Consider the following 22,829-nt stretch of genomic DNA (forward strand, 5'->3'; position numbering starts at 1 on the left):
GGTTACATTCCGAACCCGGAAGCTAAGCCTTACAGCGCCGATGGTACTGCAGGGGGGACCCTGTGGGAGAGTAGGACGCCGCCGAACAATCATTCGAGAGAAGCCCCCGCCGGGTGAACCTGGCGGGGGCTTTTCTGTTGTAGGGTCAACGTGCATTGTCGTCACACGGGACAGGAGGCCCCCGGGTGGAGGTCCAGGAGACGCGGGTCCAGACCGATCGCGTCCTCACCATCCCCAACCTGCTCAGCATGGGCCGGCTGGTCGGTGTTCCGCTTTTTCTCTGGCTGATTCTCTGGCCGGTTTTCGACGGCCCCAACAACGATGGTTGGGCGCTGCTGATCCTGATGCTGAGCGGTGTCAGCGACTACCTCGACGGGAAACTCGCGCGGCGATGGGGGCAGGTCAGCCGGGTGGGGCAGCTGCTCGATCCGCTGGCCGACCGGCTCTACGTGCTGTCCACGTTGGTCGGTTTGACCTGGCGTGAGATTCTTCCGTGGTGGGTGACGGCGATTCTGCTGGCCCGGGAAGTGTTTATCGGCGCGCTGCTGCCCATTTTGAACCAGCACGGTTACGGGCCGCTTCAGGTGAGTTTTCTGGGGAAGGCCGCGACCTTCAATCTGATGTACGCGTTTCCGCTTCTCCTGCTCGGCAGCGTGGACAGCTGGATCGCGCGGCCGGCCGAGGTGGTGAGCTGGGCCTTCATCTGGTGGGGGACCACATTGTACTGGTGGGCCGGTATTCTTTACGCGGTTCAGGCCCGGCGGATCACCCGTGCGGGCTCGACGGGCTCCGCGTCCGCAGTCTGAGACGTGATCTGAGAGAAGTCCCACGCCGTATCGGTGCGTCGGACGATACCTTCCGGGTAGGGATCCCTCTGGAACGGTTTGATGGACCTCTGTAGGTCCACCACCGCAAAGGAGGACGCACCCGTAATGAAAGCCGTTGTCATGGCAGGGGGCGAAGGAACCCGACTCCGCCCGATGACCTCCAGCATGCCGAAGCCGCTGCTACCGGTCGCCAACAGGCCGATCATGGAGCACGTGCTTCGGCTGCTGAAGCGGCACGGCCTCTCCGACACCGTCGTCACCGTCCAGTTCCTGGCCTCACTGGTCAAGAACTACTTCGGTGACGGCGAGGACCTGGGCATGCATCTGACCTATGCCCACGAGGAGACGCCGCTAGGCACCGCGGGGAGTGTCAAGAACGCCGAGGACGCGTTGAAGGACGACTCCTTTCTGGTGATCTCCGGTGACGCACTGACCGACTTCGACCTCTCGGAATTGATCGACTTTCACCGCAGCAAGAACGCGCTGGTCACCGTCTGTCTCACCAGGGTGCCGAATCCCCTCGAGTTCGGTATCACGATCACGGACGACGACGGACGGGTCGAGCGCTTCCTGGAGAAGCCGACCTGGGGGCAGGTCTTCTCGGACACTGTGAACACCGGTATCTACGTGATGGAACCAGAGGTCTTCGACTACGTCGCGGCAGGTGAGTCCGTCGACTGGTCGAGTGACGTCTTCCCGCAATTGTTGAAGGAGGGCAAGCGGGTCTACGGCTACGTTGCCGAGGGCTACTGGGAGGACGTGGGCACCCACGAGAGCTACGGCAAGGCCCAGGCGGACGTCCTGGAGGGCAAGGTCGACGTCGAGCTCGACGGGTTCGAGATCTCGCCGGGCGTCTGGGTGGCCGAGGGCGCGGAGGTGGACCCGGAGGCTGTGCTGCGTGGGCCGCTGTACATCGGGGACTACGCCAAGGTCGAGGCCGGCGTCGAGATCCGCGAGCACACCGTGCTCGGCAGCAACGTGGTGGTCAAGCGCGGGGCCTTCCTCCACAAGGCGGTCGTGCACGACAACGTCTACATCGGGCCGCAGAGCAATCTGCGCGGCTGCGTGGTCGGAAAGAACACCGACGTGATGCGGGCCGCCCGGATCGAGGACGGCGCGGTGATCGGGGACGAGTGCCTGATCGGCGAGGAGTCGATCATCGGTGCGAACGTCCGGGTCTATCCGTTCAAGACCATCGAGGCCGGCGCCGTTGTCAACACGTCGGTGATCTGGGAGTCCCGCGGCCAGGAGCACCTGTTCGGCGTGCGGGGCGTGTCGGGGATCCTGAACGTCGAGATCACCCCGGAACTGGCCGTGCGGTTGGCCGGCGCGTACGCCACGACCCTGAAGAAGGGGGCGACCGTCACCATTGCGCGTGACCACTCGCGTGGTGCGCGTGCGCTCAAACGGGCGATGATTTCGGCGCTCCAGACGTCGGCCATAGACGTCCGCGACCTGGAGAACGTGCCGATGCCGGTGGCCCGGCAGCACACCGCGCGGGGGAGTGCGGGCGGGATCTTCCTGCGGACCACGCCGGGGGTGCCCGACTCTCTGGACATCCTCTTCTTCGACGAGCGTGGGGCCGATCTCTCGCAGGCCGGCCAGCGCAAGCTGGACCGCGTGTACGCGCGCCAGGAGTACCGGCGGGCCTTCCCCGGTGAGATCGGGGACCTGACCTTCCCGTCCAGCGTCTTCGACTCCTACGCGGGCAACCTGCTGCGGGCCGTCGACACCACCGGGGTCCGGGAGGCCGGACTGAAGGTGGTCGTGGACACCGCGCACGGCAGCGCCGGCCTGGTTCTGCCGAGCATCCTCGGACGGCTCGGAGTGGAGGCGCTCACCGTCTCCAGCGGGCTGGACGAGGCGCGGCCGACGGAGGACGCGGAGGAGCGGCGGGCCGGGCTGGCCAGGCTCGGTGAGCTGGTGGCCTCCTCCCGGGCGGCCTTCGGCGTCCGCTTCGACCCGGTCGGCGAGCGGGTCGCGTTCGTCGACGAACTGGGCCGGGTGATCGACGACGACCGGGCGTTGCTGGTGCTGCTGGACCTGGTCGCGGCAGAACGGCGCAGCGGGCAGGTGGCGCTGCCGGTGACCACGACCCGGATCGCCGAGCAGGTCGCCGCCTACCACGGCACCCAGGTCATCTGGACCACGACGACGCCGGACGACCTGGCGAAGGCGGCCGCCACCGAGGGCACGGTGTTCGGTGGGGACGGGCGCGGCGGTTTCGTGGTGCCGGAGTTCAGCGGAGTGCTGGACGGGGCCGCGGCCTTCGTGCGGTTGGTCGGCCTGGTGGCGCGGACCCAGCTCACGCTGAGCCAGATCGACGCGCGCATCCCGCAGGCGCACATCCGTCGCCGGGACCTGGCGACGCCGTGGGCGGCCAAGGGGATGGTGATGCGCTCGGTGGTCGAGGCGGCCGGCAGCCGGCGGCTGGACACCACCGACGGCGTCCGGGTCGTCGAGGCGGACGGGCGCTGGACGCTGGTGCTGCCGGACCCGGCCGAGGCGACCACCCACCTGTGGGCGGAGGGTCCGGACGACGAGGCCACGGAGGCGCTGCTGGACGAGTGGGCGGCGGTGGTCGACGGGGCCGGGAGGTGACGACACCGGCCTGATCGTCCGACGGTCCTGACGGTCGGGGCGCGCGGCATGGTCCGCGCGCCCCGCTGTCCGTTTTCACACTGTTCGCAATGATCCGTCACTTTGTGTCGTGTGTGCAGCTCAAGGGGTGTGCGCGGGCCCCTTCGCCGACGTGGGACGATGGTCCGCATGCCAGCGACGCCGACGCCGAGTGCCCCGAACGGACGGTACAACCGCCCGGACGCCTCGATGTCCCTGCTGACCAACGTCATGGACCACAGCCTCGACGAGGGCTACGCCGAGGCGGCCGCGGCGCGGGGCGGAGACCACGACAGCCGGATACCCAGGACGGCCCGAGGCCTGCTCACGCTGGCCGCCGGGCTGGCGTTGGTCGGGGTCGTGGTGACGGTCGGCGCGGTGAACGCGCACAAGGCGGAGCCGACGCTGGCCAAGGAACGGGACGCGCTGATCCACCGGATCAACGACACCAACGGCTCGGCCGACCACCTCCAGCAGCAGGTCCAGGACCTGCGGCGCAAGGTCGAGAGCACGCAGCAGCAGGCGCTCGCCACGGGCGACGGCGACCAGGGAGGTCTGACCGGCGCGGTGGGCCTGGGCGAGGTCGCGGGGCCGGGCGTCAAGCTGGTCCTGGAGGACGCGTCGGGGACCGGCGGCGGGGGAAACGTCGACCCGAGGGCCGGGCAGGGCTTCTCCAACAGCGGCCGGCTGCGGGACCGCGACCTCCAGCTGGTGGTGAACGGCCTGTGGGGATCCGGTGCGGAAGCCGTGGCGATCAACGGTCAGCGGCTCACCGCGCTCTCGGCGATCCGGGCCGCGGGAGAGGCGGTGCTGGTGGACAACCGACCGCTTGTCCCGCCGTACAACATCCAGGCGATCGGGGATGGGCCGAAGCTGCTGACCGCCTTCGAGAACGACATGGCCGGGCAGTACCTGCGGCTGCTCCAGGAGAAGTACGGCATCAAGTCGACCATGTCCGCGCAGAAGAGCCTGACGCTGCCGGCCGCGGTGGGCGTGACGCTGCGGACCGCCCAGCCGGTCACGCCCGAGCCCTCGCCCCCGGCGTCCCCGTCGGCGGCTTCGGTCACCCCGACGCCGTCACCCACCGCCGGAACCTCCGGGAGCCCGAGCGCGTCCGTTTCACCGTCTGCGGGCACCGGTCGGCGTACGCCGAGCGGGTCCGCGAAGACCACGACAGCCCACTCGTCCACGACGGCCCCGACCGGGTCGTCGTCCGCAGGGACAGGAGCAGCTAGACCGTGATTGCCGTACTGGGTCTCGTGATCGGGGTGGTCGTCGGACTCTTCGTCCAGCCCGAGGTGCCGGACGCCGTCGTGCCGTACCTGCCGATCGCGGTGGTGGCGGCGCTGGATGCCGTGTTCGGCGGCGTCCGGGCGATGCTGGACGGGATCTTCAACGACAAGGTGTTCATCGTCTCGTTCCTGTCGAACGTGGTGGTCGCGGCACTGATCGTCTTCCTCGGTGACCAGCTGGGCGTCGGCTCGCAGCTGTCCACGGGTGTGGTCGTCGTCCTCGGCATCCGCATCTTCTCCAACGCGGCCGCGATTCGGCGCCATGTCTTCCGCGCCTGAGCCGGGCCGCGGGGCGGCGGAGGAGCACGCGGACGGCGGCGGGAAGGCGTCGGAGCGGGCTGCCGAGGCGCCGGGGCCGGAGTCGGCGGCCGAGGCGGGCTCGGTCGAGCCGGTGGACGGGGCCGGGGAGGTCCAGCGCGCCGAACCGGCCGCGGAGCCGGGGAAGGCCGAGGGGCCCGTGGCGGCGGTGGGGGAGCCCGAGGAACAGGCTGCGGCGAAGTCTGACGCTAAGCCTGAGCTTGATGCGGAGGCGGCGCCCACGCCCGCGGTGCGGCTCGCGAAGGCCGCGGCGCCCGAGCCTGGGCCTGAGTCTGGGCCCGAGCCCGTGGTGGAGCCGGCCGCCCTGGACCGCGGTGCGGGACGGCGGCGCCTCAAGGCAGCCCTGTGGCCGCCGCGGATGTCGCGCGGGCAGCTGGTGGTGGCGCTGCTGCTGTTCTCGCTCGGCCTGGGGCTGGCGATCCAGGTGCGGTCGACCAACGACCACCACAGCCAGCTCCGCGGGGCCCGCCAGGAGGACCTGGTACGCATCCTCGACGAACTGGACAGCCGTCAGCAGCGTCTTCAGCAGGAGAAGGCGGAGTTGGAGCAGTCCCTGGCCAAGTTGGAGAACAGTTCCAACCAGGCCAAGGAGGCCCAGGAGCAGACCAGGAAGAAGGCGACGGAGCTCGGCGTGCTCGCCGGTACCGTCAAAGCCACTGGTCCGGGCATCGTACTCACGGTCGATGATCCCCAAGGGCAGGTGAAGGCAGATATGCTGCTGGACACCCTGCAAGAACTTCGAGCGGCAGGGGCGGAGGCGATTCAGATCAACGATGTGCGCGTGGTGGTCAACACCTACTTCACCGACGTGTCGGGCGGCGGGGTGCAGATCGACGGGAAGAAGGTCTCGCAGCCCTATCGGTTCACCGTCGTGGGGAACCCGCAGGATCTGACACCCGCGCTGAACATCCCGGGGGGTGTCGTCCGTACTCTGGAGAGTCACCAGGCGCGGGCGACGATCACCCAGCAGCAGAAGGTGGTCGTGGACGCCCTCGTGGATCTGAAGACGCCGCAGTACGCCAAGCCGGCTTCGAAGTGACGGGGCGCCCGACGAACGGCCCGTCACCTGCGGGCGGCACCCGGTGCGGGGCGCCGCCGTCGCGTGGGCGAGACTGGGTCGTACCAGCACGCACCGGAGCACCAACAGCAGTACCAACCGTCGGAGTACCACTCCAGCAGGCCCGATCCGCAACCGGGCCCGCAGTCTGTCCGAGGTTCTCACCCTGCCCCGCGGGCGGGTCTGTCACACGCAAGGGGATTCGCCCGTGAGTTTCTTCTCGAAGTTGTTCGGTCGTAACAAGGGCCGTGGCGCGGCCTCCGTCGAGGCGCCGACCGCGCGGCACCGCCGGCCCGAGGACGAGGCCGCCGTGCCGGGCATGCGCCCCGCTCCCGAGGGGGCGCCGTACGCCGAGCAGCGGCTGTTCCGGGACGGCGCCGCCGCCCAGTACGCAGGGAATCCGGTGGGCTACGGCGCGTCGGTTGACCCTTCCGGCGACCCGCGCATAGGTTTCCAGTCAGGACCCTCAACCTCTGGTGGAGGGTTTGCCCCCGATCCGTACGCCGGGCACAACCCGTCGGGTGTGCCGCGCCAGGAGGCTGTGAACATGGCTGGCCCCACTCCGTGCCCCAGGTGCGGCAACCAGAACCCGGCATCGGCCCGGTTCTGCTCCAACTGCGGTACGGCCCTGCGCGGTGGCCTGCTTCCGGAGGGGGCGGCGGAGACCACGTCGACCATCTCCATCTCCGGCCTGGAGTCGTACGACCCCAACACCACGACCGGCACCGGCGCGACGCCGGCCCTGTCGGCCGAGGTGCTGTCGGCGATCGACGCGCTGCCGCCGGGCTCGGCCCTGCTGATCGTCCAGCGCGGTCCGAACTCGGGCAGCCGCTTCCTGCTGGACTCGGACGTCACCACGGCCGGCCGTCACCCGCAGGGCGACATCTTCCTGGACGACGTCACGGTCTCGCGGCGTCACGTGGAGTTCCGTCGGACGCAGGCCGGGTTCAGCGTCGCGGACGTCGGCAGCCTCAACGGCACCTACGTCAACCGCGAGCGGATCGACGAGGTGTCGCTGAACAACGGTGACGAGGTGCAGATCGGGAAGTACCGGCTGGTGTTCTTCGCCGGCCACAACCGGGGGTACTGAACCCAACGTCGGTAGGAGCCCGAGTGAGTGCGAATACCCCTTCATCTTCTCTCGGGGCGGCCACCCCCGCGTCGTCCGGTCCGCACGCGGACCGCGGCGCGCGCGGGGTGGTCGCGGGCCCCAGGCAGCCGGTCCGCCCGGACCGGCCGGGTGGGCGGCGGCGCGGCGGTGACGAGCTGCTGAGCATCGGCGCGGTGTTGACCTTCCTGCGCGACGACTTCCCCGAGGTCACCATCTCCAAGATCAGGTTTCTGGAGGCGGAGGGGCTGGTCGAGCCGCAGCGTACGCCCTCGGGGTACCGCAAGTTCAGCCCGGCCGACGTCGAGCGGCTGGCCTACGTCCTGCGGATGCAGCGTGACCACTACCTGCCGCTGCGGGTGATCCGCGAGCACCTGGACGCCATCGAGCGAGGTGAGGCACCGCCCGCGCTGCCGCCCTCCGCCGACCGACCCGGGCCGGTGGAGGAGGCGGACCGGGAGCTGGGGGCCTCGGCCGACGTCCCGTCCGGAGTCCGGCTGGGGCGTGCCGAGCTCCTGGCGGCCGCCGAGTCCGGTGAGCGCGAGCTGTCCGAATGGGAGTCCTACGGTCTGGTCGCGCCCGGTCCGGACGGCGGGTACGACGGCGAGGCGCTGCAGGTGGCCCGGCTGGTCGCGGAACTCGGCCGGTACGGGCTGGAACCGCGGCACCTGCGGGCGATGAAGGCCGCGGCGGATCGGGAGATCGCGCTGGTGGAACAGGTGGTGGCGCCACTGCGCCGGCACCGGAACCCGCAGACCAGGGCCCATGCCGAGGCCACCGCGCGGGAGCTGGCGACACTGTCCGTGCGGCTGCACGCGGCGATGGTCCAGGCCGGTCTGCGCAGCCGCGGATAGTGTTTCCGTGGGATTCCCGCGGGGCTCCTGCGGGGTGGCCGTCCAGACCCCGGGCGGCCGGGGTGCACCGCGCTGACCAGCGGCGTCGGCCCTGCGCTTTCATATCCGGGGCCTGAGCCATAGGGTTGCCTGTGTGAATGAGCTCGACGTCGTGGGTGTCCGAGTGGAGATGCCTTCCAACCAGCCGATCGTGCTGCTGCGGGAGGTCGGGGGCGATCGGTACCTGCCGATCTGGATCGGTCCCGGCGAGGCGACCGCGATCGCCTTCGCCCAGCAGGGCATGACGCCGGTCCGCCCGCTGACGCACGACCTGTTCAAGGACGTCCTGGAGGCGCTCGGGCAGCAGCTCACCGAGGTCCGGATCACCGACCTGCGGGAGGGCGTCTTCTACGCCGAGCTGGTCTTCACCGGCGGGGTCGAGGTGAGCGCCCGGCCGTCCGACGCGATAGCGCTGGCCCTGCGCACCGGCACGCCGATCTACGGGAGCGAGGAGGTGCTCGCCGAGGCGGGCATCGCGATCCCGGACGAGCAGGAGGACGAGGTCGAGAAGTTCCGCGAGTTCCTCGACCAGGTGTCGCCCGAGGACTTCGGGGGCAGCGGTCCGCAGTAGCGCGGACCGGATTTCCCTACAGGTCAGGCCGTTGTTTGGCTTGCCGTTTTGCCAAAAACCGTCGACCTACCCACACTAGGGGCACGAAAAACCACTCTCCTGAGTGATGTGGTTTGGCTGGCCCGGCGTGGCGATCGTTGACGGGTCATAGGGGACTGCCTACCGTCAGGAGTGGCTGTCCGGGTGACCGATGCCCGCAGTTCGGGTTGCCCGCAGCACCAGTGGACGGAGGCAGGCATGAGCAGCACCGGCGATGACACGGCCGTGGGAGGCCTGTGTGCCGTGCACCTGCCGCGCACCGCTCGCACCGTGACGGACCTGCCCCGGGTGGGCAGGTTCCCGGCCGTGCAGCCCGGTCAGCCCGCCATCGAGCGGCTGGCCCCGACGTCCGAACTGATCGGCTACCGCGGTCCGACGGCCTGCGCGGCGGCCGGCATCACGTACCGCCAGCTGGACTACTGGGCCCGGACCGGACTGCTGGAGCCCAGCGTCCGTTCGGCGTACCCGGCCACCAGCCAGCGGCTCTACAGCTTCCGCGACATCCTGCTGCTGAAGATCGTGAAGCGGCTGCTCGACGCGGGCGTCTCGCTGCAGAACATCCGGGTGGCGGTCGCCCATCTGCAGGCGGCCGAGCAGGGCGACCTGGCCGGGATGACGCTGATGTGCGACGGCGCGACGGTGTACGAGTGCACCACGCCGCAGCAGGTGGTGGACCTGCTGAAGGGCGGTCAGGGGGTGTTCGGCATCGCGGTCGGAGCGGTCTGGCGGGAGCTGGAGCTGACGCTCGGGCGGCTGCACGCGGAGCGCACCGACACCGGCGAGACGCTGGTCGGCCACGATCCGTCCGACGAGCTGGCCCAGCGGCGCAACCGGGCGGTCTGAACGCAGAACTGACGAGGCCGCGGGCCCGGACGGGGAACCGTCCGGGCCCGCGGCCTCGTCGTTGCGCCTGGTGGGGCGATCGAGGGAGGACACGTGGGGTTCGGCACCGGGATAGCGGGTCTGCTGCGGCGTCGGGGCGGGCTGCTGAAGGTCCGGTTCCGGCGGCGGTCCGTGCAGCGCAGGGCCTTCCAGACGGCGACGGTGCTCTGCTCGCTGGCGCTGGCGCCGAGCGCGTGGCTGTGGTGCTCGGCCGGGGACCGGGTCGGCACGGTGGCCGGCGTGCCGTCCGCGCCGGTCGCGGTGGTCTTCGGCGCCGGGCTGGACCAGGGCAAGCCGTCGCCGTACCTGGAGCACCGGCTGAGCGCGGCGCTGGACCTGTACCGGGCGGGGAAGGTACAGGCGATCCTGGTGACCGGCGACAACGGCCGGGACAGCTACGACGAGCCGGACGCGATGCGGACGTACCTGATCGAGCACGGGGTGCCGGCGGTCCGGGTGGTGGGCGACTACGCGGGCTTCGACACCTGGAACTCCTGCACCCGGGCCCGGCGGGTCTTCGGGGTGGAGCGGGCGGTGCTGGTCAGCCAGGACTTCCACGTCCGCCGGGCGCTGGCCCTGTGCGAGGCGGCGGGCATCGACGCGCACGCGGTCGGGGTGCCGGAACCGCACGACGGCACCTGGCTGTACGGCGGGCTGCGGGAGATCCCCGGGGCGGGCAAGGCGGCGGTCAACGCCTGGCTGCGGCCGGACCCGCTGTTCCTCGGCCCCCGGGAGGACGGCATCCCGAAGGCTCTGGCGGACGCCGCGCAGCGCTAGGGCCTGCCCGGGTTCGTACGCATTGTCGGACCCCTGCGGGATGATCGGCGGGTGCGATCACTGCCGAGCATCATCCACCTCGACATGGACGCCTTCTTCGCGGCGGTGGAGCAGGCGGCCAAGCCGAGCCTGCGCGGCAAACCGGTGGTCGTCGGCGGGCTCGGCGGCCGCGGGGTGGTCTCCACCGCCTCGTACGAGGCGCGGAGGTTCGGGGTGCACTCGGCGATGCCGATGGCGCAGGCGCGCCGGCTCTGCCCCAACGCGGCCTTTCTGAGCGGCCGGTTCGAGGCCTACCGGCAGGTCAGCGAGCTCGTGATGGGTCTGCTGCGCGAGCTGTCGCCGCTGGTGCAGCCGCTCAGCCTGGACGAGGCCTTCGTCGACCTGGAGGCAGGCCCCTACGGTCCGGTGCTGGCGGAGTCCGACCACGAGACCGGGGAGCGGCTGGTGCTCGCCCTGGCGGAGGACCTGCGGGCGGACATCCAGCGGCGCACCGGGCTGACCGGGTCGGTCGGGGCGGCCGGATCCAAGTTGATGGCGAAGATCGCCTCCGAGCAGGCCAAACCGGACGGGCTGGTGCTGATCGAACCCGGGCAGGAGCGGGCCGTGCTCGGCCCGATGCCGGTCCGGGCACTGCCCGGGATCGGGCCGGCCACCGAACAGGTGCTGCGGCGGGCCGGACTGAACACCGTGGCGGACCTCGCCGAGGCGGGGGAGGGCGAACTGGTGCAGCTGCTCGGGCGGGCGCACGGCGCGGGTGTGCACCAGATGTCGATAGGGCTGGACGACCGGCCGGTGGTGGCCGACCAGGACGCCAAGTCGGTCTCGGTGGAGGACACCTTCGAGGTGGACCTCGCCGACCGGGAGCGGGTGCTGCGCGAGGTGGAGGTGCTGGCCGCCCGGTGCGTGCGGCGGCTGCGCGCGGCCGGGCGCTCGGGGCGGACGGTGGTGCTCAAGGTCCGGCGGTTCGACTTCTCGACGCTGACCCGTTCGGAGACGCTGCGCGGGCCCACCGACGACGAGGCGGTGGTCATCGAGACGGCGCGTCGGCTGGCCTCCCAGGTGGACATCACCGGCGGGGTGCGGCTGCTCGGGGTGGGGGTCGCCCAGCTGGCCGACTACACCCAGGAGGACTTGTTCGCGCAGGCCCTGCGGGAGGAGGCGGCCGAGCACGCGGAGTCGGAGGTCGAGACGGCGGAGGAGGAACCGGAGGCGGTCGCGCCGCGCCGCTGGATGCCCGGGCAGGACGTCCGCCATACCGAGCTGGGGCCCGGGTGGGTGCAGGGCAGCGGTGTCGGGCGGGTCACCGTGCGGTTCGAGACGCCGTGGAGCGGGCCGGGGCGCATCCGGACCTTCGCGGTGGACGATCCGGCGCTGGAACCGGCCCGTCCGCTGCCGCTGTGGGGGGCCGAGGAGCCGGAGGAGACGGGGGCGCCCGGGGAGAGGGAGACGCCGGGGGAGACGGGGGAGACGGGGGCGCCGGGGGTGTGAAACGCGAAGCGGCCCCGACCGGTGGGGGGGGAGTACCGGTCGGGGCCGCATACCGTGCCGGACTTCGTGCGGTCGTGATGCCCTCGCGACCGTCCGAAGGCCGGGCCGCCGCGCCCTGTCCCTGAGCGCGGCGGCCGGACGCCTGGTCAGGCGTCGGTCTTGGCCAGCTCGGGGCTGGAGTTCCGCTCGGCCGTGCCGCCCGAGGCGACGACGGTGGCGGCCGGCTTGACGCCGCGGATCAGGAACGGGACGACGCCGGCGACGGCGCAGACGACGGCCGCGGCCCAGAACGCGTGCTTGTAGGCGTCCAGCGTGGGCAGCAGCAGCGGGATCTGCGGCGGCAGCTTCATGGTGTCGCCGGTCAGGATGGCGGCCATCACGGCGGTGCCGATCGCGCCACCGACGGTGCGCAGCACGGCGTTCATGCCGTTGGCGATGCCGCTCTGCTCCACCGGGACGGCGCCGTTGATGTAGGCCGGCATCGCGGAGAACGCCAGGCCGATGCCCAGGCCGAAGATCGCCGAGGAGGTGTAGATGTCGCCCTCGTGGCTGTGCCGCACGGCCAGGTAGGCCATCGCGACGGCGCCCAGGACACCACCGAGGACCAGCGGCAGGCGCGGGCCGCGGCGGGCGATCAGCATCGCGCCGACCGGAGCCGCCACCATCGAGCCGATCGCGGACGGCAGCAGCAGCAGACCGGCGTGCAGGACGGTCGCGGTGAAGCCGTAGTGGGTGAGCTTCTCCGGGGTCTGGGCGAAGTTGCTGATCACCATGAACGAGCCGTACATGCCGAAGCCGATCAGCAGGCCGGCCAGGTTGGTGAAGGCGACGGCCGGACGGGACATCATCTTCATGTCCACCAGGGGGTGCGCGACCTTGGTCTCGATGACTCCCCAGATCAGGGCGACGACGGCGGCCACGGCGAACAGGCCGAGGGTCTTGGTCGAGGTCCAGCCCCAGTGGTTGCCCTGGCTGACCGCGACGAGCAGGGCGGAGAGCCAGCCGGCCAGGGTGAGGGCGCCGAGCGGGTCGGCGCCGCCCTCCTTGTCGGTGACCGGGTCGGACGGGACGCGGAACGCGACCAGGGCGACCGCGATCAGGCCGAAGACCAGGCCCATCCAGAAGATCGACTTGTAGCTCCAGTGCTCCAGCAGGAGACCGGTCGCGACCAGGCCGAGGCCGGAGCCGACACCCATCGAGGCGCTGATGGCGGCGACGCCGCCGGTCACCTTCTGCTTGGGCAGCTCGTCGCGGACGATGCTGATCGCCAGCGGGAGCACGCCACCGCCGGCGCCCTGAAGGACGCGGGCGACGACCAGCCAGGTGAAGGAGTGGGTGCTGACCGCCAGCGCCGAGCCGGCGACCAGACCGGCCAGCGAGATCAGCAGCATCGGCTTACGGCCCCGGAGGTCGCCGAAGCGGCCCAGCAGGGGAGTCAGCACGGCGGCGGAGAGCAGGTTGGCGGTCATGAGCCAGGTGACGCTGGACGCGGAGACGCTCAGTTCCTTGGCCAGCGAGGGCAGGATCGGGACGACCGCGGTCTGCACCACGCTGAACGACAGCATCGCCAGGATGAGGGCCGGCAGGACCCGGGCGCTGCTCTGCTTCTCGGCCGCGGTGGTGGGCTGTGGTGCCTCACTCACGGTTGCTTCCTCCCGTACATAGTGAATGAACTGAAGTAACCATGCCGGGAGATACTTCAGAGTGTCAAATATCCATTGGTGACGCTTTGGCAAAATCGAAGGATTCCGGCCGGGCGGCGACCGGGACGGGGGCATGCCGAGGGCCCCGGACCGACGGGTCCGGGGCCCTGGGGCGAGGGGTCAGGCGAACGGGCGCAGCACGGCCGGGCGGGGGGCCTCGGCCGCCGGCGTGGCCACCGGGGTCGCCGGGGCGGCGGCGGTGTTGTCGTGGATCTCGACGTGCTCGCGGCGCAGCTCGTCCCGGATCACCTCCTCGGCGGTGTAGCGCTCCACCACCAGGCGGACCCGCTCGATCGGGGTGAGGTACTTGCGGACCACCGGGCGCTCCTCGCGCAGGGTGACCTCCTCCACCGCCTCGGCGATCTCCTTCTCGGTGAGCGAGGCGCGCTCGGCCTCGCTCACCGGCATCCGCTCCACCCGGACGCGCTCGCGGACCACCGGGACGCGGCGCTCGACCTGCTCGCTGGTCACGTACTTGCGCAGCTTCGCGGTGCCCACGATGTGCCAGTCCGTGGTGATGTCCAGGCGCTCCTCGCGGCAGGTGATCTCCACCGGGCCGTTGGGGGACGACGGGGCCGGACCGGTCGAGCGCTCCGAGGCCGTCGGGGCCACGGCCGAGTTCGTGGTCGCGGTGGTCGTCACGATCGGGGCGGGCTGCGGCTTGGGCTCGGTCGTCGTGGGGGCGGCCGCGGGTGCGGGGGTGTTGAGGGTCCGCACGCTGACCTCCGTCGCGGTGCCGGTGGGGTCGGCAGGGGTGGTGGTCGGGGCGGGGTCGAGGGAGTGGAAGGCGATGGGCTTCACGGGCTCGGCCGCCGAGGTGGTGCCGAAGTCGAGGTCGGGGCGCGCGGGTCGGCCGCCGTCCCGACCCACCGGGCGGTCACTCTCGCGGCCGGCCGGCCGGTCACCCTCACGACTGACGGGCCGGTCACCGTCCCGGCCGACCGGGCGGCCGTTCGCCGGGGTGTCCAGGCCGTAGTAGCGGTAGAGCTGGAGCTCCTGGGCGGGCGACAGGTGCTGGCCGACGCCGAAGTCCGGCGACTCCTTCACCAGCGACTTGTCGTACGGCACCCGGAGCTCGTCGCCGGAGAACTCGCTGGTGGTGAGCGGGACGAAGGCGTCCCGGCCGAAGATGCCGGTCCGGACGGCTGCCCACTCCGGCTGGCCGGTGGCGTCGTCCAGGTAGACCTCGTCGACCGTGCCGATCTTGTCTCCGTTGCGGTCGACCGCCTTGTGGCCGATGAGGTCCCGGGGATCGATATCGGTTTGCACTCTTTCCTCCAGTGCGCTGCGCCTGCGGAACTCCCGCAGGACCGTGGCCGGAGCACCCGTTCCGCCTGCCACTTCACACCAAAGGCCATGAATCGGACGGGCGCGACCGGGGTGCGCCGGACGGGCTCCGGGCTGGACCGTCCGGGGGACGCGCGTAGACCCCGAGCGACCCGACGCGACCGTGATCAGGGGGCCTGCCGCTGGTACCCTGGGCGGCGACCGCCGAGCCCGCTCGGGAGAGTCCCCGGCCACGGAAAGCGCTGGTCGGGGCGCCGAAGGAGCAACTCCTCCCCGGAATCTCTCAGGCATCCGTACCGTGTGGGGTAGGTCACTCTGGAAAGCAGGGCAGGACCGTCGGCAGGGAGCCGACGGGCACCACCCTCACCGACGGTGCAAGCCGGCGGCGTGCCCACAGCGCGCCGTGCGGGTGAAGCTCTCAGGTCCCGATGACAGAGGGGGAGGCCTGTCGGGTTCGCCCGCCCGGGTCGAGCCGCTGTCCGCAGCGGCTCCGGCCGGTCGGCGTGCGCACCCCCGCCGGTCCGTGACCAGGAGGCCTCGACCACCATGAACGCCCAGCCGAACGCGGGACGCCCCACCGGCGCCTCGACCCTCACCGAGCTTGAGCTGGCCAGCCCCTTCGAGAACCGCCACATCGGCCCCGACGACGCCGCGCAGCAGAAGATGCTGGCGTCCATCGGCTACGGCTCGCTGGACGAACTCGCCGCCACCGCCGTTCCCGAGGCGATCCGCTCCATCACCGGCCTGGACCTGCCCGGCGGCCGCAGCGAGGCGCAGGTGCTCGCCGAACTGCGCGAGCTGGCGAGCCGCAACCAGGTGCTCCAGCCGATGATCGGCCTGGGCTACTACGGCACCTTCACCCCGCCGGTGATCCTGCGCAACGTCATGGAGAACCCGGCCTGGTACACCGCCTACACGCCGTACCAGCCGGAGATCTCCCAGGGCCGCCTGGAGGCGCTGCTCAACTTCCAGACCCTGGTCTCCGACCTGACCGGCCTGCCGACCTCCGGCTCCTCGCTGCTCGACGAGGGCACCGCGGCCGCCGAGGCGATGGCGCTCGCCCGCCGCGTCACCAAGGTCAAGGGCGGCGTGTTCCTGGTCGACGCCGAGACCCTGCCGCAGACCACCGCGGTGATCAACACCCGCGCGGTGCCGACCGGTGTCGAGGTCGTCGTCGCCGACCTGTCCGAGGGCATCCCGGCCGAGATCGCCGAGCGCGGCGTCTTCGGCGTGCTGCTCCAGTACCCGGGCGCCACCGGTGTGGTCCGCGACCTCACCCCGGTCATCGAGCAGGCGCACGGCCTCGGAGCGATCGTCGCGGTCGCCGCCGACCTGCTGGCGCTGACCCTGCTCGCCTCGCCGGGCTCGCTCGGCGCCGACATCGCCTGCGGCACCTCGCAGCGCTTCGGCGTGCCGATGGGCTTCGGCGGCCCGCACGCCGGCTACCTGTCGGTGCGCGCCGAGTACGCCCGCTCGCTGCCCGGCCGCCTGGTCGGCGTCTCGGTCGACGCCGACGGCAACCGCGCCTACCGCCTGGCGCTGCAGACCCGCGAGCAGCACATCCGCCGCGAGAAGGCCACCAGCAACATCTGCACCGCCCAGGTGCTGCTCGCCGTCATGGCCTCGATGTACGCCGTCTACCACGGTCCGGACGGCCTGGCCGACATCGCCCGCCGCACCCACCGCTACGCCGCCGCCCTCGCCGAGGGCCTGCGGGCCGGCGGCGTCGAGCTGCTGCACGGCGAGTTCTTCGACACCGTCACCGCCGTCGTCCCGGGCCGTGCCGCCGAGATCGCGGCCGCCGCCCGCGCCAACGGCGTCAACGTCCACCAGGACGGCGCGGACCGGATCTCGGTCTCCACCGACGAGACCACCACCCGCGAGCACCTCGCCGCCGTCTGGGCCGCGTTCGGCGTCCCCGCGGTCGAGGTCGCCGAGGGCGCCGACGCGCTGCCGGCCGCGCTGCTGCGCCAGGACGAGTACCTGACCCACCCGGTCTTCCACAGCCACCGCTCGGAGACCGCCATGCTGCGCTACCTGCGCCGCCTGTCGGACCGGGACTACGCACTGGACCGCGGCATGATCCCGCTGGGCTCCTGCACCATGAAGCTCAACGCGACCACCGAGATGGAGGCCGTCACCTGGCCGGAGTTCGGCCAGCTGCACCCCTTCGCGCCGATCGAGCAGGCGCAGGGCTACCTCAGCCTGATCCGCGAGCTGGAGCGCCAGCTGGTCGAGGTGACCGGCTACGACGCCGTCTCGATCCAGCCGAACGCGGGCTCGCAGGGCGAGCTGGCCGGCCTGCTGGCCGTCCGCGCCTACCACCACGCCAACGGTGACACCCAGCGCGACGTCTGCCTGATCCCGTCCTCCGCGCACGGCACCAACGCGGCCTCCGCGGTGATGGCCGGCATGCGCGTGGTCGTGGTGAAGACCCTGGTCGACGGTGACGTGGACGTCGAGGACCTGAAGGCCAAGATCGAGCAGCACCGGGACAGCCTCTCCGTGCTGATGGTCACCTACCCCTCCACCCACGGCGTGTACGAGACCCAGATCACCGACATCTGCGCCCTGGTGCACGAGGCCGGCGGCCAGGTGTACGTGGACGGCGCCAACCTGAACGCCCTGGTCGGCCTCGCCAAGCCGGGCAAGTTCGGCGCGGACGTCTCGCACCTGAACCTGCACAAGACCTTCTGCATCCCGCACGGCGGCGGCGGCCCGGGCGTCGGCCCGGTCGCGGTGCGCGCCCACCTGGCGCCGTACCTGCCGAACCACCCGCTGCAGCCGGAGGCCGGTCCGGCCACCGGGGTCGGCCCGATCTCGGCGGCGCCGTGGGGCTCGGCGGCCATCCTGCCGATCTCCTGGGCGTACGTCCGGCTGATGGGCGGCGAGGGCCTCAAGCGCGCGACCCAGGTCGCGGTGCTGAACGCCAACTACATCGCCAAGCGGCTGGCACCGCACTTCCCGGTGCTCTACACCGGCCCCGGCGGGCTGGTCGCGCACGAGTGCATCATCGACCTGCGCCCGCTGACCAAGGAGACGGGCGTGACGGTGGACGACATCGCCAAGCGCCTGATCGACTACGGCTTCCACGCGCCGACGATGTCCTTCCCGGTGGCCGGCACGCTGATGATCGAGCCGACCGAGTCCGAGGACCTGCACGAGATCGACCGGTTCTGCGACGCGATGATCGAGATCCGGGCCGAGATCGACAAGGTCGGCTCGGGCGAGTGGGCGGCCGCGGACAACCCGCTGCGCAACGCCCCGCACACCGCCGCCGAGCTGGCCGGCGACTGGGCGCACGGCTACTCGCGGCAGGAGGCGGTCTTCCCGGCGGGCGTGAACCCGGCGGACAAGTACTGGCCGCCGGTCAGCCGGATCGACGGCGCGTACGGCGACCGCAACCTGGTCTGCTCCTGCCCGCCGCTGGAGGAGTACGGCGTCTGATCCGGACCGGACGTACGGCAGGGCCCCGACGGCACGTACCGTCGGGGCCCTGCCCGTTGTCGTCGTTCGGCGGCTGCCCCCGCCGTTGCGGTCAGGCCGCGCGGGCGACGGGGCGGCGCGGCGCGATCACCCGGCCGTCGGGCAGCAGCTCTCCGGTGTCCTCGAACAGCACGACGCCGTTGCAGAGCAGGCTCCAGCCCTGCTCCGGGTGGCAGGCCACCGTGACGGCCGCCTCGCGGTCCTCGGACTCGGCCGACGGGCACTCAGGACGGTGCTGGCACATACGTACCCTCGCTTCGCTCTGCGATCCTCCCCCGTGGTGCGGCCGCCGGCGGAGCCGTCGGGAGCCGCCGCGGTAGCCGGATCCTGTCCGCGCGCCGACCAGGTGTGGACCGGCGCTCAAGTGGGTAGGACAGGTGGTCCTTCCACGCTGGTTCCCAGTGTCGGCATCTGTGGACGCGCGCGCAGGGATTTCGTGACATGCGCCACAACTCCCGGGTAGAGATCACCCGTTCAGGTGGGTCCGGCGGGAAACGGCGCACCGATGGGTCAGCTGTGGCATGGCCCGAGGAGGTCAGGGCGGATGGCCCGTCCGGGTGGTTCGGGCGGGCGAGGGCGACGCGCACGCCGCCGGGCCCCCGGGTGGTAGCCCGGCGGCCCGGCGGCGTGGGGTCGGCTCAGGAGGAGCCGAGCAGCAGTGGCTTGGCGAGCGGCGCCCGGGCGAGCAGCGGCAGCAGCTCGCCGGCCGGGTAGGCGCGGTGCGCGGTGACGCCGAGCGGGGCCGGGGCCAGTGGGATCAGCTGGTCGGCGGCCGGGTCGGCGTCGGGGCCGTGCAGCCACAGTGCCGTCGCGTACTGCCCGGGGAAGGTCAGCAGCCGGGGCTGCTGGCGGGACCGGGAGCCCTGGGCGAGCTGCCAGGCCTGGCGCAGCGCCCGGACCGTCGAGTCGAGGTAGGGGCCGGCGGTGAAGTGCGAGAAGGTGTGGCCCTCGACGGCCTGGACGACCTCCGCGGCGGCGGCGACCTCGGCGCCGTCCTTGATCAGGAAGCGCCAGCCCGTCCGGCGGGCGGCGCGCAGCTCCGGGCGCGGCCCGTCCAGGACGTGGACGGCGAGCGGGTGCGCGGGGAGCAGCGGGCCGATCGGATGGCGCAGTGCTGCGGCGGCGGGTTGGCGCAGCGCGGTCTCCGAGTCGAGTGCGGCCAGGACGGCGCGCAGGGCGCTCGGCGGGGGCTGGGGGGTCTGCAGAGTCATGGCGGGGTCCGCCTCTCCGTGCGAGATCGGCGTGCGAGTGCGGCATACCGGCGTGGCGCGGCGTGTCATCGGTGACGGGACCTGGCCGTGTCCGGTTGTGCATGATCGCGGTGCCGGCGCGGTCGCCGCCGTCGACGAGGGTTCCGAGGCGGAGCGGGCCGGCCGGAGCGCAGTGCGAATTCTATCGAACAGGTGCGCAGGGTGACCTGTTTATCACAGGCGGTGGCGCCGGGCAAGTCGGCAGATCTGCTGAATATCCGTCAGTTTCCTTGCATTGCAAGCCAGTACAAGCATTCGGGTATCGATCTTCGAGGTGGGCATGATGCTTGCACGGTCGGGTCGGCCGGTGTCTCAGGAGGAGGGGACCGTGGGCGAGAAGGTCGTGGCGACTCGTGCTGATCTGGCGGACCGGCAGCTGTACCGGCGCAAGCTCCAGGCCTGCCTCGACGCGCTGGGGCGGATGCTGCGCGAGGACCGGTTCGACCGGCCGCGGGCGGTCATGGGCCTGGAGATCGAGCTCAACCTGGCCGACGAGGACGGCCTGCCGGCACTGCGCAACGCGCAGGTGCTGAGCGCGATCGGCTCCAGCGACTTCCAGACCGAACTGGGCCAGTTCAACGTCGAGGTGAACATCGTGCCGCACCGGCTGTGCGGGCACGTCTTCGAGGACCTGCGCGAGGAGCTCGAAACCGGGCTGCGCTACGCCGACCGGCGGGCCGCCGAGGCCGGTGCCCGGATCGTCATGGTGGGGATCCTGCCGACCCTGGAGCACGGTCACACCGGCCTGGACGCGATCTCCCACAACCCGCGCTACAGCCTGCTCAGCGACCAGATCCTGGCCGCCCGCGGCGAGGACATCGCGCTGGACATCGAGGGCGTCGAACACCTCCAGCTGGAGACCATCACCATGGTGGCCGAGGCCGCCGCGACCTCCCTGCAACTGCACCTACAGGTGACCCCGGAACGCTTCTCCTCGGTGTGGAACGCGGCCCAGGCGATCTGCGGGGCGCAGCTCGCGCTCGGCGCCAACTCTCCGTTCCTGTTCGGGCGGGAGCTGTGGCGGGAGACCCGTCCGGTGCTGTTCCAGCAGGCCTGTGACACCCGTACGGCGGAGCTCAAGGCGCAGGGCGTCCGGCCGATCACCTGGTTCGGCGAGCGCTGGGTGGACTCGGCGTACGACCTGTTCGAGGAGAACCTGCGGTACTTCCCCGCCCTGCTGCCGATCTGCGACGACGAGGACCCGCTGAAGGTGCTCGCCTCCGGCGGTGCGCCCCGGCTCGCCGAGATGCGGCTCCACAACGGCACGATCTACCGCTGGAACCGGCCGGTGTACGACATCGCGGGCGGGACCGCGCACCTGCGGGTGGAGAACCGGGCGCTGCCGGCCGGGCCGACGGTGGCCGACACGCTCGCGAACGCCGCCTTCTACTACGGGCTGGTCCGGGTGCTCGCCGAGCAGCCCCGGCCGGTCTGGACCCGGCTGCCGTTCGAGCGTGCCGACGAGAACTTCCGGCAGGGCGCCCGCTACGGCATCGACGCGGTGTTCCAGTGGCCGCGGGCGGGCCGGGCGGGCCGCGGCGGCGGGCTGACCACGGTGTCCGCCGTCGACCTGGTGCTCAACGAACTGCTGCCGATGGCCCACCAGGGCCTGGACGAGTGGGGCGTGGAGCCCGCCGACCGGGACCGCTACCTGGGGATCATCGAGCAGCGCTGCCTGCGCCGCACCAACGGCGCGGCCTGGCAGAGCGCGACCTTCCACCGGCTGCGCGAGCAGTACGGGATGGACCGTCCGGCCGCGCTCGCCGCGATGACCAGGCGCTACATCGAGCACATGCGCACCGGCGAGCCGGTGCATACCTGGCCGGTCGGGTAGCCGGACCGCTGTGTCAGGATGATCGCTCCGGCGGTCGGCCGACGGCCGGAGCGACGCCCGCCCCGCTGGAGCCCCCCGTGACCACCCTCCCGACCGCACCGGAGACCGCGAAGCCCACGCGCCGGCTGCTCGGCGTGGAACTGCTGATCGTCCTCGGCCTCTCCCTCGGGGCCAGTGGCGTCAGCGCGCTGATCAGCTTCGCGGCCTCGCTCACCGAGCCGATCCAACTCGGCCAGCAGGTCGCCACGTTGAACGGCTCGCGGGCGCCCGGCCGGCCCTGGCTGGACCTGGTGTGGCAGCTGTACTACATCGGGCGCGGGCTGATGCCGGTGGTGCTGGTCGGGTACCTGCTGGTGCGCGAGGGCGCCGCGCTGCGGGTGCTCGGCTTCGACCTCGGGCAGAAGCTGCGCGACCTCGGCCGGGGCGCCGCCGTGGCGGCCGCGATCGGCGGCTCCGGGCTGGTGCTGTACCTGGCCTCGCAGGCGGCCGGTTACAACCTGACGGTGGCGCCGTCCGGGCTGCCGGACGTGTGGTGGCGGATCCCGGTGCTGGTGCTCTCCGCGTGGCAGAACGCCGCCCTGGAGGAGGTCGTCGTCCTCGGCTACCTGCTGCGCCGGCTCGGGCAGCTGGGCTGGTCGTGGCCGGCGGCGGTGGTGGCGAGTTCGGTGCTGCGCGGCTCGTACCACCTGTACCAGGGGGTCGGCGGGCTGGTCGGCAACATGGTGATGGGGGCGGTGTTCTGCCTGCTCTACCGGCGCTGGGGGAGGGTGATGCCGCTGGTCGCGGCGCACGCGTTGATCGACACGGTGGCCTTCGTCGGGTACGCGCTGCTCGCCGGGCACGTCAGCTGGCTGCCGACCCCCTGAGCGGGAGGCGGCCGGCCGGGGTGCGCGGCGGCCGGGCGAGCAGGCGGTCGACGTGCCGGCGCTCCAGGCCCGGGCCCGGGTCGATCGGCAGCAGCAGGCGGTCGCGGCGCCAGAGGGAGCTGCGGACCAGCCGCGGCGGGATGACGTCGTCCACCCAGGCGAACGGGCGGCCTGCGGCGTAGCGCAGCAGCGGGGCCCACTTGCGGGCCGAGAGCAGCTCCATCAGCGGGATGCGCGGGTCACCGGGCTGCGGGACGTCGCCGGTGAAGCGGACCAGCGGGAGGGCGGGCAGGCCGATCGCCGGGGCGATGTGCGCATTGGCGTGCTCCTCCCAGGTGGTGGCCCACACGAGTTCGTAGGTGCCGGCCAGCTCGCGCAGCCAGGCGCCGTGCCGGGCGGAGAGGAGCACCGAGTAGCCGAGCAGGGTGTGGGTGTCGAACCCGGCGTCCGGGTGCGGGCAGACCGGGTTGAGCACCCCGTCGACGTCCAGGAACAGCAGCGGCTTCGGCACCAGTGGCCCCCCAGAGACGGT

At 71.8% G+C, this 22,829-nt stretch carries 19 protein-coding genes, 1 rRNA gene and 1 riboswitch; of the genes, 15 read left to right on the plus strand and 5 right to left on the minus strand.

Annotated features, from left to right (window positions below; all coding sequences use genetic code 11):
- From rrf to ACIO9K_RS26645, 12 genes are all read left to right on the plus strand, one after another.
- A 5S ribosomal RNA gene (gene rrf, locus ACIO9K_RS26590) occupies window positions 1-87 on the plus strand; the annotation flags it as partial.
- Between the two features lie 98 nt (window positions 88-185).
- Entirely contained in the window at window positions 186-806 is a 621-nt protein-coding gene (pgsA, locus tag ACIO9K_RS26595) for a CDP-diacylglycerol--glycerol-3-phosphate 3-phosphatidyltransferase (protein ID WP_400333652.1), read from the plus strand.
- A gap of 126 nt (window positions 807-932) precedes the next feature.
- Window positions 933-3,428 (plus strand): mannose-1-phosphate guanyltransferase, encoded by a 2,496-nt coding sequence (locus ACIO9K_RS26600; RefSeq protein ID WP_063350200.1) that lies wholly within the window; start codon window positions 933-935, stop codon window positions 3,426-3,428.
- 168 nt (window positions 3,429-3,596) lie between these two features.
- Complete coding sequence (locus tag ACIO9K_RS26605; protein WP_400333656.1) at window positions 3,597-4,688, plus strand: DUF881 domain-containing protein; 1,092 nt, start codon at window positions 3,597-3,599, stop codon at window positions 4,686-4,688.
- Window positions 4,685-5,017: a small basic family protein gene (locus tag ACIO9K_RS26610; RefSeq protein WP_030062488.1), complete on the plus strand. Its 333-nt coding sequence runs from the start codon at window positions 4,685-4,687 to the stop codon at window positions 5,015-5,017. Before ACIO9K_RS26605 ends, ACIO9K_RS26610 begins: the two co-directional genes overlap by 4 nt.
- The gene (locus ACIO9K_RS26615) at window positions 5,001-6,095 is read left to right on the plus strand and encodes a DUF881 domain-containing protein (protein ID WP_400333659.1); all 1,095 of its coding nucleotides are present in this window, start codon (window positions 5,001-5,003) and stop codon (window positions 6,093-6,095) included. The genes ACIO9K_RS26610 and ACIO9K_RS26615 overlap by 17 nt, the downstream gene beginning before the upstream one ends.
- A 226-nt stretch (window positions 6,096-6,321) precedes the next feature.
- The gene (locus ACIO9K_RS26620) at window positions 6,322-7,203 is read left to right on the plus strand and encodes an FHA domain-containing protein (RefSeq protein ID WP_400333662.1); all 882 of its coding nucleotides are present in this window, start codon (window positions 6,322-6,324) and stop codon (window positions 7,201-7,203) included.
- A gap of 179 nt (window positions 7,204-7,382) precedes the next feature.
- Window positions 7,383-8,075: a MerR family transcriptional regulator gene (locus tag ACIO9K_RS26625; RefSeq protein WP_363621067.1), complete on the plus strand. Its 693-nt coding sequence runs from the start codon at window positions 7,383-7,385 to the stop codon at window positions 8,073-8,075.
- Window positions 8,076-8,208: 133 nt separating this feature from the next.
- Entirely contained in the window at window positions 8,209-8,685 is a 477-nt protein-coding gene (locus tag ACIO9K_RS26630) for a bifunctional nuclease family protein (RefSeq protein ID WP_063350203.1), read from the plus strand.
- 237 nt (window positions 8,686-8,922) lie between these two features.
- Window positions 8,923-9,567 (plus strand): MerR family transcriptional regulator, encoded by a 645-nt coding sequence (locus tag ACIO9K_RS26635; protein ID WP_363585308.1) that lies wholly within the window; start codon window positions 8,923-8,925, stop codon window positions 9,565-9,567.
- Between the two features lie 93 nt (window positions 9,568-9,660).
- Complete coding sequence (locus tag ACIO9K_RS26640; protein WP_400333673.1) at window positions 9,661-10,383, plus strand: vancomycin high temperature exclusion protein; 723 nt, start codon at window positions 9,661-9,663, stop codon at window positions 10,381-10,383.
- A gap of 51 nt (window positions 10,384-10,434) precedes the next feature.
- The gene (locus tag ACIO9K_RS26645; protein ID WP_400333676.1) at window positions 10,435-11,871 is read left to right on the plus strand and encodes a DNA polymerase IV; all 1,437 of its coding nucleotides are present in this window, start codon (window positions 10,435-10,437) and stop codon (window positions 11,869-11,871) included.
- A 146-nt stretch (window positions 11,872-12,017) separates the two neighbouring features.
- Here the strand turns inward: ACIO9K_RS26645 and ACIO9K_RS26650 are convergent, their stop codons facing one another.
- Complete coding sequence (locus ACIO9K_RS26650; RefSeq protein ID WP_363585306.1) at window positions 12,018-13,514, minus strand: MFS transporter; 1,497 nt, start codon at window positions 13,512-13,514, stop codon at window positions 12,018-12,020.
- A gap of 180 nt (window positions 13,515-13,694) precedes the next feature.
- Window positions 13,695-14,843: a PRC and DUF2382 domain-containing protein gene (locus ACIO9K_RS26655; protein WP_400333679.1), complete on the minus strand. Its 1,149-nt coding sequence runs from the start codon at window positions 14,841-14,843 to the stop codon at window positions 13,695-13,697.
- 223 nt (window positions 14,844-15,066) lie between these two features.
- Window positions 15,067-15,170, plus strand: a riboswitch (glycine riboswitch).
- A 237-nt stretch (window positions 15,171-15,407) separates the two neighbouring features.
- Here ACIO9K_RS26655 and gcvP point away from each other — a divergent pair.
- Window positions 15,408-18,308 carry an aminomethyl-transferring glycine dehydrogenase gene (gene gcvP, locus ACIO9K_RS26660; protein WP_363585305.1) on the plus strand — a complete coding sequence of 967 codons (2,901 nt, stop codon included), beginning with the start codon at window positions 15,408-15,410 and terminating at the stop codon, window positions 18,306-18,308.
- A gap of 91 nt (window positions 18,309-18,399) precedes the next feature.
- On the opposite strand, the gene ACIO9K_RS26665 is transcribed toward gcvP, so the two are convergent.
- Complete coding sequence (locus tag ACIO9K_RS26665) at window positions 18,400-18,591, minus strand: DUF5999 family protein (protein WP_363585304.1); 192 nt, start codon at window positions 18,589-18,591, stop codon at window positions 18,400-18,402.
- Between the two features lie 394 nt (window positions 18,592-18,985).
- Complete coding sequence (locus ACIO9K_RS26670; RefSeq protein WP_363620837.1) at window positions 18,986-19,558, minus strand: hypothetical protein; 573 nt, start codon at window positions 19,556-19,558, stop codon at window positions 18,986-18,988.
- Window positions 19,559-19,925: 367 nt separating this feature from the next.
- On the opposite strand from ACIO9K_RS26670, the gene ACIO9K_RS26675 reads away from it, so the two are divergent.
- Entirely contained in the window at window positions 19,926-21,431 is a 1,506-nt protein-coding gene (locus ACIO9K_RS26675) for a glutamate--cysteine ligase (protein ID WP_363585302.1), read from the plus strand.
- Window positions 21,432-21,508: 77 nt separating this feature from the next.
- Window positions 21,509-22,297, plus strand: a complete 789-nt coding sequence (locus tag ACIO9K_RS26680) for a CPBP family intramembrane glutamic endopeptidase (protein ID WP_363585301.1) — start codon at window positions 21,509-21,511, stop codon at window positions 22,295-22,297.
- On the opposite strand, the gene ACIO9K_RS26685 is transcribed toward ACIO9K_RS26680, so the two are convergent.
- Window positions 22,275-22,811 (minus strand): HAD domain-containing protein, encoded by a 537-nt coding sequence (locus ACIO9K_RS26685; protein WP_400333893.1) that lies wholly within the window; start codon window positions 22,809-22,811, stop codon window positions 22,275-22,277. The genes ACIO9K_RS26680 and ACIO9K_RS26685 overlap by 23 nt on opposite strands.
- Between the last annotated feature and the right edge of the window lie 18 nt (window positions 22,812-22,829).

Origin of the sequence: Kitasatospora sp. NPDC087271 (assembly GCF_044744605.1) — a bacterium.
In the GTDB taxonomy this organism is placed as follows: domain Bacteria; phylum Actinomycetota; class Actinomycetes; order Streptomycetales; family Streptomycetaceae; genus Kitasatospora.